A 10651-nucleotide genomic window follows, 5' to 3' on the forward strand; every position below is an offset into this window, starting at 1 on the left:
CCTGACTCCGATAGAATATCGAAATCAGGCCTTACAAGCCGCTTAACTAAAATGTCCAACTTAATGGGGTCACTTCATTTCTGCTGGGCTTTAAATATGGCGGAGAGATAGGGATTTGAACCCTAGGACGGGATAAACCGCCGCCGGTTTTCAAGACCGGTGCTTTCGACCACTCAGCCATCTCTCCATGACGCTTATAGTAGGTGTTCCCTCTGGGGCTGTAAACCATTAATTCCTAAATCAAAGTTTAAGTGAACGGCATTTATACAAGCCGTTGCTTCATCGTACGAATCAGATAAATTGGCGTGCATTATTCATACTAACCCCACCAATACACGTTATAACCCTAGATAGCTAAAGCGCGCTTATGCCCCCTCTCCCATTAAGACAGTTAACCTATTCGTAACAAAAATCACACTTAGCCTTCATTAACCACTCTTATTATCGCCAAGCTCACAATAACTAAGGATGGAAAATGAAACTTGCACATTGCCTAGGCGCAACCCTATTACTTGCTACGTCAGCCCACGTTTACGCAAAAGAAACAATCACTGTCTATACCGCTTTTGAAACAGACTTACTGTCTGATTTTAAAAATACATTTCAAAAAAGCCATCCTGATATCGACATTAATTGGGTCCGAGATTCAACAGGCGTCATCACCGCGAAGTTGCTTGCAGAAGGGAAAAATACCCAAGCAGATGTTATTTGGGGACTGGCTGGTTCTTCACTTGCGTTACTAAAAGAGCAAGGCGTCATAAAACCTTTTACCCCAGTGGGCGTGCAATCATTAAAACCCACCATGATCGATCCACAAGCCAACCAAGCTTGGTATGGCCACGATGCTTTTTTTAACGTTGTCTGCTTTAACGAAATTATCGCCAAGCAACTTAACTTGCCGAAACCAACCACGTGGGAAGATCTCACTAAGCCAATTTACAAAGGCCACATTGTTATGCCTAACCCGAGTTCTTCAGGTACGGGCTATACCCAAGTCTCGGCATGGTTACAAACAATGGGGAACGAACAAGGTTGGGATTACATGACGCGATTAGATAATAACATCGCCAAGTACACCCATTCAGGCTCAAAGCCCTGCGTTGAGTCAGCCCAAGGGGAAACGGTGATTGGTATCTCGTTCGCGCTTCGCGCCGCTAAGCTCAAATCACAAGGCGCCCCTATTGATTTGATATTACCAAAGGGGATTGGCTGGGATACCGAAGCGGTCGCCTTAGTGAATACCGATTCTAAAGCCGCGCAAGCCTTGGTGAACTGGTCTATCACAAAAGAAGCCAACGAGCTTTATAACACCGTCTACCCTGTCGTGGCCCATAAAGAGGTCAGCGGCGAGGTAAAAAACTACCCCGACGTTGAATCCGCTATTGCTGATATTGATTTTAATGCCATGGCAAATGACCGCGCTGCTGTTTTGAAAAAATGGTCTGCGCATTTTGAATCTCGCACTGAAAACAGAAGCTAATAAGAAGTAGTATTAACATGAATGTATTATCGATTTTTGACACCCACTTAACGGTTAACAACACGCCTTTTCATTTCTTCTGGCTACGTGATAACTGCCCATGTTCAGAATGCCTGCACCCCTCTGGTCAACGGCTACAAGAAGTCATTAACCTTGATCTCGACATTAAGATCATTGATGCCCAATACGATAACGAGCAGCTCTTTGTTGAATGGCAAGATGGCCATCAATCTGTCTATCCGCATGCACTGCTATTTCCTTCTGATGCCTTGAGCCGCACGACAAATACCGATGAAGCTATGACATTATGGGGAAGCCAATTAGATCAAGCCGCAGTCAGTGTTGATTACCGCGACCTTGATAGCCCTGAGTCAAAATATCAGTGGCTTAATCTTGTAAACACCCACGGTATTGCGTTTCTTCGTCACGTACCTAATCACGATCAGCAACTATTAGAAGTGGTTGATAAATTCGGCTACGTGCGTGAAACCAATTACGGTAAATACTTTGAGGTTATCACCAAAGATAACCCTGAGAATCTGGCCTTCACGCCAAAGCCGCTGAGCCTGCATACCGATAACCCTTATCGTCACCCTGTACCTAGTTTGCAGTTATTACATTGTTTAGTGGCGGCACCTGAAGGTGGGATCACAGCCCTAGCCGATGGTTTTTATGCCGCGCAAATATTGAGAAAACAATATAAGCATCACTTCGACATCTTGAACCACACCATACTGAGCTACCGTTTTAAAAGTGCCGAAGCCGATCTACAAAGCTGTGGTAGCGTTATTGAAACAGATACCCAAGGTAGAGTTACGAAAGTACGCCTTAACAACCGTTCGATTCAAACTATCCGCTTGCCATTCAATGAACAACGCGCTTTTTATGAAGCTTACCAATGCTTTATGGAAGTGCTACACAGTGAAAAATGTAAGTTCACTTGTAAGCTACAGCCTGGTGAATTAATGATGTTTGATAACGAGCGTGTGCTGCATGGTCGTGAAGTGGCCGCTATAGGTGAGCGTCACTTACAAGGTTGCTATGCCGACAAAGACTCCTTGCTGAGTACCATGCGCACCATTCAAGGAGAGCGATAATGAAAGTTATCGATTTTATCCACCAGCAGTTCATCGAGAACGGCCATGTCGCCTATGGTGAACGTATCTCTATGGCCGAGCACATGATGCAATCCGCTTACTTTGCCGAAAAGAAAAACAGCACTCGCGAGGTGGTTGTCGCCGCTTTTTTGCATGATTTTGGCCACCTAATTTTAGGGCTGCCTGAAGATATAACAAAAAACGGTATAGACGGCTTCCATGAAGATATTGGCGCTGATTTTCTTCGCCCATATCTGCCAAGCAGTATCCTTGACCCTATTCAGCTTCATGTCGCGGCAAAGCGCTACTTATGTACGGTAAAGCCCGGTTATATGGCTAAACTCAGCCAAGCCTCTAAAGACACTTTGCATGTCCAAGGTGGAACAATGAGCGATCGTGAAGTACATCTATTTGAAGCAGAGACTTACTACAAAGATGCGATTCAAGTGAGATTATTTGACGACCTTGGTAAAGAAGAGGCGTTAACGCACCCTAGTCTCGATTACTATCTGGCGTTAACCGAACAATGCTTAACCCAAGCCGCGCTGATTTCAAATAACAACACAAATGCAGCAACGCCCTTGCACACGGATAGCTGTTCAAGCTCCTAACCTGTGCTTCACGACTGGAACTAAACAACTGGAACTACACAGCTGAAACCACAATAAACGATGAGCAGCCAGTAACGAGTGGAATACCATCCCAAGACTAAAAACGGCTGCTCACTATTTACGTAAAAAGATGAAAATATTGTTCCCACAATTCGCTTTGTTGGAGTAGAATCCGCGCAAATTTAAGGCCTAGTTACATACTGCAGAATCCCCTCTCGGCAGCCATTAGATCGCTTAGAACTAGGTTTTACTAACATCTTTTATTGCAAACACCGAATGCCCCCAGCGTTCGGCAAACTGTTTTAACGAATAGCACCCTTATTGATCTCCCCAAAAAGATCAAATAGCTCGATCAACATTGTGATTGAGGGACTTCCCCTTAATCGGAGAAAAAACGCGTGACCGATTTTATCTATAACCCGCCAATGTCCCCATGGCTGGATGTTTTACACCTAGACAAAGATATTATTGCCATCAACAAACCTTCAGGCTTGCTTTCAAATCCAGGTCGAGATCCTGCTCACCAAGACAGTGTATGGACACGCGTTTTAGCAGATTACCCGCAATCTCAAATAATCCACCGCTTAGATATGGCAACGTCTGGCCTTATCGTACTCGCACTTCGCAAGAAAGCTGAGTGCCATATGCGAAGCCAATTCCAACACAGGCAAACCAAAAAACTCTACTACGCAAGAGTGTGGGGAGAAGTTGAAAACAACAAAGGGGTGATTGATTTTCCGTTAACTTGCGACTGGGAAAATCGTCCATTACAAAAGGTGTGCTTCAATACAGGCAAGCCTTCGTTGACTCACTATAAAGTGATTTCACGAGAACAGGGTACGACGTTACTGGCGCTATTTCCGACCACAGGTCGATCACACCAGCTACGGGTTCATCTTCAAGCGATAGGCCATCCTATTTTAGGGGATCAGTTCTATGCCCATGAAGAAGCAATTGCTAAGGCGCCACGGCTTCAATTACATGCCGCCGAACTAACGTTCAGACATCCTTATTCTGAGCAACCCATGCACATATTTGCGCCCTGCGATTTTTACCCTGACGCGCCCACGCAGTTACTGCTTGGCAATCATGCTGCACAAGTGAAGCAACGCGCTTAAACGATTTTTATCGTCTCGAACTGGCCGAGCGTAGCAAAATATCATAAAAACTTTTTGCCGCGGGGCCAGTTTTCGCCCCTTTCGGCAGCGTTAAATGTAACGGAACTTGGTACTGATCGGCGTTTTCAACCCTCAGTACAACAACGCTATCGTTCTGGCGACTTTGCACCACATGCTCAGGAAGGCGGCAATACCCTACCCCTTGCTCTACGGCACGAAACGCATGATCAAAATTATCAACAGTTATCCGTTGGCGTGATTTCAACCAGCCTACATCTTGCTTGCCAAATTGATGAAGCGTACGCCCTAAATCCCGAATAACAATCTGCGTAGTGGTAGACATATCCGCTAAACATAAAGAGTCTTTAGACGCTAACGGATGATGAGATGCCACGACAGGCACCATAGATGTCACACCAAACGCTTGCGCAGGATAATTGGTGATAGGCAAATTGACGATAGCCACATCGGCTTGCTCGTTAACCACCATCTCTGTCGTTTTTGATAACGATGTCTCTATGATTTGAATCGAGGTCGTACTGTTCTGCGCCACAAATTCTGCCATAGGGCTGTATAGCCATGACAGATCACACAGGTGATCAACCGCGATGGTAATTTCTGATTCAAACCCTTTCGCAAGCTGCTCACTGATTTCTTCCAGCTCGCGGGCTTGCTCTAGCATAGTCGTTGCACGACGCAGCAAAGATTTTCCATCTTCTGTCAGCACAGCCCTGCGCCCTTGCACTTCCACCAAGGACACCGCTAATTGTGATTCCAGCTTTTTAACGGCATAGATCAAGGTGGTATGACTCTTATTCAGTGCTGTTGCGGCCGCCTGAATACTGCCCGCCCTATCAATCTCATACAGGGTTAGCCACTGTTCTAATGTGCTCTTTAATCTCATTGGTCTAATTTTTCCACAGTTAACCGCAATATTATGAACTTTTCTGTTCGTTTTTTATAGATAAGAATAGACCCATAGCAAAGAGCAGGACGTCATCATTACTGACTATCCACCATTACCTAGAATTATACGGAGACATACCATGGCTAAATTACTTCAAGTTGATTTCGATTTTAATGGCCCATTTGGCGAAGAAATGGCGACAGCATTGGTTGGCTTAGCAGAATCAATCAACCAAGAACCTGGCATGATTTGGAAAATTTGGACCGAAAGCGCACAAGATAAGCTAGGTGGTGGCGTCTATCTTTTTGAAGATGAAGCAACAGCCCAAGCCTATTTAGAAATGCATTCTGCACGCTTACAACAAATGGGCGTTAATGATGTTCGTGGGGTTATTTTTGATATTAACGAACCACTAACTAGTATCAATAAAGGGCCAATGGCTTAACCGTCTGAGCAGTAAGGTAATAAGATGACCAACAAAACGTTTTTAACACTACACGGCAGCATTTATTTTGTTTTTGCATTGGCGCTATTTTTTGTACCAAGCATTATGTGGCCGATGTATGGCGTCGAGATCAACGACCAATATGCATATTTCTTATCGCAACATACCAGTATTTTCTTGGGTGGTATTGCAGCTGTTAGCTTAATGTTGAAAGACATCGAGGCGGGTATTACCGCTAAGAAACTATTGACGGCCTTACTCATCTCGAACATGTTAGGGGTGATTATTACCGTTTATGCAGGTGTAACAGGCATTTTTGTTGGTTTTGGTTGGAGTGATCCTGCTTTCTTCACTTTCCTGTCTGTTCTGACGTACCTACAGCTTAAAAAACAATAACGCCAAGCACAGGCATCAGATATACAAGAAAAGCCCGCTTTTGGTGTCAGTCCAAAAGTGGGCTTACTGAAACATAAAAACAAATGAGACTTGAGGGCTAGAGCGTCCACATAATGTCTACACTTTAACGCATCACAAATAGCTCTTCGTGATAGTTCTGCTCAATATTAAATTGGTGTGCATCTAGCTCTTTTTTCAGCGTTTTAGAGAACACTTCTGGCCCGCAAAAGTAAAACTCGTAGTCACTTAAATGACCGCATTGGCTCACGATTCGTTGTGTATTTAATCGAGGCGAATGCATGGTATCTATCACGCTTAAGCTCACGCTGGCTTGATGCGCAAGGTGCCACAACTCATCGACCAAATGATCATCGACACCACGGGTACAATAAAACAGCTCAATACGAGGATGGTTCTTTTCTCTTTTGAGCGCATCTAGCATCGCGAAAAATGAAGCGATGCCCACACCACCAGCAATCCAAATTTGTGGCTTACTTAAGTCAAATTCAAGACGGCCATAAGGCCCTTCAACCGTGACTGCATCGCCCTGTTTCACTCGTTCGTATAACCCAGTAGTAAAATCACCCAACTCTTTAATCAAGAAGCGTAGTTCTGAACTTTCGCTACCCGAGACGATGGTAAATGGATGTGGGTCTTCATCACCAAAACGTAAGTACGCGAATTGTCCTGCTGTGTGTCCTTGCCAAGCGGCATCTGGTTTTAACACCAATTCCATGATTTCCGCTTGTGGAAAGTAACGCGTTGTCGCAACAACCGCAGAGTAGCGATTACCACGCCCAACAAAGCCGAATAAGCTGTAAAGCGCAGCAATAGATCCAACAAAAGCAAATGCCAACGTTAGGTAATAAATAGGCTCCCCCCAATAAGCATGCTTAAGAAGGAACACAGAGTGCACTGCGATCAATAAATACGCGACAGACATAAGACGGTGTGACAATTTAAACGGTTTATATTTCACCGCAGCCCATAACGACACCGCGAGCAAGACAAGGAGCAGATAAAAGCCCCACTCACCGATACCTTGAGCGAACTCACGCAGCTCACTCACCCATAGCGCCCAACCAGACAAATTGCCCGCAGGCCCAGAGCCGTCATGGTGAACTGGCCTTGCTAATATGCCAGACATAACTAGCCATTTTGGAATTTGGTACCATAACCAGTGCGTAACGCCTAACGCAACCCCACCAATACCAAGCCACTTATGTACACGGTAAGCTTTATCCATACCGTTAAGCCAGTTCTCAATCACGGGCAGGCGCATCGCCAATAGCATGGTGATGGACATTAACATCAAAGACAAAATACCTGAGTATTGAATCATGGCAGAGCGCCATTCAAATACATTATTTGAGGTGAAAAGTTGCGGTTCCATCGCAAACCAAAAGGCAGACATTGTGGCAATCATTGCCCAAATGATATTGCGGACTGTTTTCATTATTTCATACTCATATAGACGATGAGTTTACTTTAACTCTCGTGATGTAAAACAACGTCAATATGCGTAAATCTATTCAAAGATTCACTGTTGCCCTATCGGTCATCGATGCTTATATCCAAGAATTGGCAATACAAGATAACTGTACTCAAGTTGGTAAATTCAACGCATGCGAAAATGCCCAACATTTCTGCTGGGCATTAACTGAATATGACGTATTTGAGCCGTAAGACGGGATAAACCACTGTCGGTTTTCAAGACTAGTGCTCTAGGCCTCTCAGCTATCTCACCAAAAGTGCGACGAATAATAAAGAGGTCACTAAAGCCTGTAAAGCATAAAAATCAACCGCGCAAGAACCACACAAACTGTATTCGTATTGACCGCACTATCTACATTTACTCACAGTCTTAAATCTTAACACAATGATTTTAGACGATTTTAACATGTCTTTTTGGAAGTAAAAATACGTTATTAAAAAACATATGGATTCCTGAATAGGTATCTTAGTTTCATATCAATAGTCGTGCATTTGAATATATCGCGAGTATAACTCTCGCCCTTTGAATCACTACGCAAATATAACCATTACAATTATGACTAATTTAAACACATTCAAACACTCAGCTCTGGCTATTCTACTTTCAAGTTGCTTTTATACCCCACAGGCATCCGCTGCGCTAACGTGTGAAATCAACGCACTTTCCACCTCACAAAACCCGCTTATTGCAATAGAAGGTGCCGATCTTGATTGCCGCAATGAATGGTTTTCAGCCAGCGTAACGCATGCGCAAACCGTTTTCAGCGATCATCTTGTTGAGCAAGCACAGGTACGCTTATTAAACGAGGTAAATAACTATCGAGGTGAGCCAGAACAAGCTGTAATTATAAATAACCTCGGTGAGTTTATTCGTGCAGCTTACTACGTTAGATCTAACAATAAGCAACAGCTTGGTGAATTCTCAGATGCTCTTGATCTCAAGCTAGCTCAAACTATTAATGCCTTTATCACCTCCCCTTATGCGATTAATTATGGTTATGAGCAAAGCTCTGCACTGAAAAGCATGACCATCATGGTGGATAATATTCGCCGCTTACCACTGACAATGGCAAACCAGCTGGCCTTACTTAATCACTTTACGCCTGAAAGCGCTGAACATACTCGTTTCATTGAATCAATGAATGACCTCTTCCGCGCAATGAGTGGTCATACTGGTAATGATGATTTCTACTCGGATCTGGTTAAACACCCTGAGTACCTACACCAACTAGAACAGTTTATTTACGATAACGAATGGGCGTTAGAAACGGATGCTAGCTTTATTGTCAGTAACGCTTCACGAGAAATGGGCCGTTTATTAGCAAGTCCACATAAAGAAACGAAACAACAAATTCTAACGATTCAAAAGAACCTACTTGAGCGTTACCCATTAGGCGGTAAGAGCGATAAGATTTGGGTTGGCATTGCTGAAATGGTGAACCACTTTGCCCCTGAACAAGCTGAATCTATGGGACTAAAAGATGGTAAAGCACAGCTAGAAGCCTTAGTGATGCCATTTAACTATCCTTGTGATGGACCCGCTATTGTACGTGCGCAAAAAATGGATCAAGCACAGGCGCTAGAAGTCTGTGCAACCCTCAATGAAAAAGAAGCTGATTTCCACCAGGTAGTAAATAGTAATGGTGTACCTGTGGCTGATGACCATAACGATAATGTTGAAGTGATTGTGTTCGATTCAAACAGCGATTATGTCACTTATTCTAGCTTCCTCTTTGGAAATACGACCGATAATGGCGGTCAGTACTTAGAAGGTAATCCTGCAAATCCAGATAACAAAGCTCGCTTTGTCGCTTACCGCAATGAATACGCAGACGGTTTTAGTATTCTAAACCTAGAGCATGAATATGTTCACTACCTAGATGGGCGCTTTAACTTATACGGGGACTTTGGTGATGTATTACGTGACGGTAACACTGTATGGTGGCTTGAAGGCTTTGCTGAATACATGCATTACAAAGAAGGTTATAACGCTGCAATTGAGCTAGGTAAAACGCATGCATACTCACTACCAGAAGTAATGGCAACAACCTACTCGCACGACACTAACCGTGTATACCGCTGGGGATACCTTGCTGTACGCTTCCTAATTGACAACCACCCAGAAGAAGTTGATCAACTCTTAGCACTTGGTCGTAATAACAACTTCAAAGCATGGGCGAAGAAGAGCCAAGACATTGGCATGCAATACGATCAAGAGTTTAGTCTTTGGCTCGATACGTTACAAACAACTAGCCAACCAACACCTGGTGGTAAAGAGCCGATAGTTACTGCGCTATCACTGAATAGTACTGTTAGATTGGAAGGTGAAAAGTACAGCGAACAACAATTCTATATTGATGTTCCAGAGTTCACTCGCTCACTTGAGCTATCAATTCAAGGTGAAGGCGATGCCGATTTATATGCGAGTTTCGATCGAGTTGCTCACTACTATGATCATGACTTTACGTCTTTCAGCCATGGCAGCAACGAACAAGTCACTATTGAACCTCAAGCAAATGGCTACATTAAAACAGGCCGTTATTACATCAGTATTGATGGCCGTGAAGCATTCAATAATGTTGAGCTACTGGCTAAAGCGGAAGTAGAGAATCAGGGCGGAAACCAAGGTGGCGGTCAAGGTAGTAGCGCAGGTCAAGATGATTTAGCACCTGTCGTTCTCGCAACAGATAATCCAATAAATCTTGACATCATTAACACCCGTTACCTGGCTCTTTATGTACCAGAAGGTAAAGATACAGTCCGTATTTGGGTGACACCAAAGGCAAAACAAGATAATACCAACGTTGGTGAACAAAGTAATGTCGACCTTTACGCGGCGCAGGCACATTGGCCGACCCCAGAAAAACATGATGCATCATCTCATTACACGGGTAACCAAGAGTTCATTGAACTTAAAGTAAACCAAAACGGTTATGTCCATTTCATGCTGAGTAATAATGGTAACAAAGCAGAAGTGGAAGTGTACGCAACAGCGTATTAACCCTTTGCTTCTTTAATAGAAAAGTAATCGAGTAGGAGGAGGCCTCACGGCCTCCGTCCTCTCACACCACCGTACAAGCGTGAGTCGCATACGGCGGTTCCG

General features: G+C 44.0%; 10 protein-coding genes and 1 tRNA gene. 8 read left to right on the forward strand and 3 right to left on the reverse strand.

Going from position 1 to position 10651, the window contains the following annotated elements; genetic code table 11:
• Window positions 1–97: 97 nt before the first annotated feature.
• Window positions 98–187 (reverse strand) — tRNA-Ser (locus ASV53_RS19630).
• Window positions 188–475: 288 nt separating this feature from the next.
• Between ASV53_RS19630 and ASV53_RS19635 the strand changes: the two genes are divergently transcribed.
• The 4 genes from ASV53_RS19635 (at window position 476) to rluA (ending at window position 4306) form a co-directional block, all read left to right on the forward strand.
• On the forward strand, window positions 476–1480 hold the full coding sequence (locus ASV53_RS19635; RefSeq protein WP_094958338.1) for a putative 2-aminoethylphosphonate ABC transporter substrate-binding protein: 1005 nt from the start codon (window positions 476–478) through the stop codon (window positions 1478–1480).
• 17 nt (window positions 1481–1497) lie between these two features.
• Window positions 1498–2577: a TauD/TfdA family dioxygenase gene (locus ASV53_RS19640; protein WP_094958339.1), complete on the forward strand. Its 1080-nt coding sequence runs from the start codon at window positions 1498–1500 to the stop codon at window positions 2575–2577.
• Window positions 2577–3188: an HD domain-containing protein gene (locus tag ASV53_RS19645; RefSeq protein WP_141226284.1), complete on the forward strand. Its 612-nt coding sequence runs from the start codon at window positions 2577–2579 to the stop codon at window positions 3186–3188. The genes ASV53_RS19640 and ASV53_RS19645 overlap by 1 nt, the downstream gene beginning before the upstream one ends.
• Window positions 3189–3586: 398 nt before the next feature.
• Window positions 3587–4306 (forward strand): bifunctional tRNA pseudouridine(32) synthase/23S rRNA pseudouridine(746) synthase RluA, encoded by a 720-nt coding sequence (gene rluA / locus ASV53_RS19650; RefSeq protein WP_239928863.1) that lies wholly within the window; start codon window positions 3587–3589, stop codon window positions 4304–4306.
• Window positions 4307–4313: 7 nt separating this feature from the next.
• Here the strand turns inward: rluA and ASV53_RS19655 are convergent, their stop codons facing one another.
• Window positions 4314–5210, reverse strand: coding sequence for a LysR family transcriptional regulator (locus tag ASV53_RS19655; RefSeq protein ID WP_094958340.1), 897 nt, complete (start codon window positions 5208–5210; stop codon window positions 4314–4316).
• Between the two features lie 142 nt (window positions 5211–5352).
• On the opposite strand from ASV53_RS19655, the gene ASV53_RS19660 reads away from it, so the two are divergent.
• Both ASV53_RS19660 and ASV53_RS19665 read left to right on the forward strand, forming a co-directional pair.
• Entirely contained in the window at window positions 5353–5658 is a 306-nt protein-coding gene (locus ASV53_RS19660; protein WP_094958341.1) for a monooxygenase, read from the forward strand.
• 24 nt (window positions 5659–5682) lie between these two features.
• Complete coding sequence (locus ASV53_RS19665) at window positions 5683–6054, forward strand: hypothetical protein (RefSeq protein WP_094958342.1); 372 nt, start codon at window positions 5683–5685, stop codon at window positions 6052–6054.
• Between the two features lie 124 nt (window positions 6055–6178).
• Here ASV53_RS19665 and ASV53_RS19670 read toward each other — a convergent pair whose 3' ends face one another.
• Window positions 6179–7510: a ferredoxin reductase family protein gene (locus ASV53_RS19670; protein WP_094958343.1), complete on the reverse strand. Its 1332-nt coding sequence runs from the start codon at window positions 7508–7510 to the stop codon at window positions 6179–6181.
• Window positions 7511–7572: 62 nt separating this feature from the next.
• Here ASV53_RS19670 and ASV53_RS25570 point away from each other — a divergent pair, with 62 nt between their 5' ends.
• Together ASV53_RS25570 and ASV53_RS19675 are read left to right on the forward strand one after the other, a co-directional pair.
• Window positions 7573–7740 (forward strand): hypothetical protein, encoded by a 168-nt coding sequence (locus tag ASV53_RS25570; protein ID WP_189337922.1) that lies wholly within the window; start codon window positions 7573–7575, stop codon window positions 7738–7740.
• Window positions 7741–8104: 364 nt separating this feature from the next.
• Window positions 8105–10549: a M9 family metallopeptidase gene (locus ASV53_RS19675; RefSeq protein WP_094958344.1), complete on the forward strand. Its 2445-nt coding sequence runs from the start codon at window positions 8105–8107 to the stop codon at window positions 10547–10549.
• Window positions 10550–10651 lie beyond the last annotated feature (102 nt).

This window comes from Photobacterium sanguinicancri (genome assembly GCF_002265265.1).
Taxonomy (GTDB): domain Bacteria; phylum Pseudomonadota; class Gammaproteobacteria; order Enterobacterales; family Vibrionaceae; genus Photobacterium; species Photobacterium sanguinicancri.

Bases quoted from the DNA above. Each gene is read 5' to 3' on its own strand.
- ASV53_RS19640 (WP_094958339.1), top strand. From the start codon at position 1,498: ATGAATGTATTATCGATTTTTGACACCCACTTAACGGTTAACAACACG.
- ASV53_RS19670 (WP_094958343.1), bottom strand. From the start codon at position 7,510: ATGAAAACAGTCCGCAATATCATTTGGGCAATGATTGCCACAATGTCT.
- ASV53_RS19655 (WP_094958340.1), bottom strand. From the start codon at position 5,210: ATGAGATTAAAGAGCACATTAGAACAGTGGCTAACCCTGTATGAGATT.
- ASV53_RS19645 (WP_141226284.1), top strand. From the start codon at position 2,577: ATGAAAGTTATCGATTTTATCCACCAGCAGTTCATCGAGAACGGCCAT.
- ASV53_RS19660 (WP_094958341.1), top strand. From the start codon at position 5,353: ATGGCTAAATTACTTCAAGTTGATTTCGATTTTAATGGCCCATTTGGC.
- ASV53_RS19665 (WP_094958342.1), top strand. From the start codon at position 5,683: ATGACCAACAAAACGTTTTTAACACTACACGGCAGCATTTATTTTGTT.
- ASV53_RS19675 (WP_094958344.1), top strand. From the start codon at position 8,105: ATGACTAATTTAAACACATTCAAACACTCAGCTCTGGCTATTCTACTT.
- ASV53_RS25570 (WP_189337922.1), top strand. From the start codon at position 7,573: ATGCGTAAATCTATTCAAAGATTCACTGTTGCCCTATCGGTCATCGAT.
- ASV53_RS19635 (WP_094958338.1), top strand. From the start codon at position 476: ATGAAACTTGCACATTGCCTAGGCGCAACCCTATTACTTGCTACGTCA.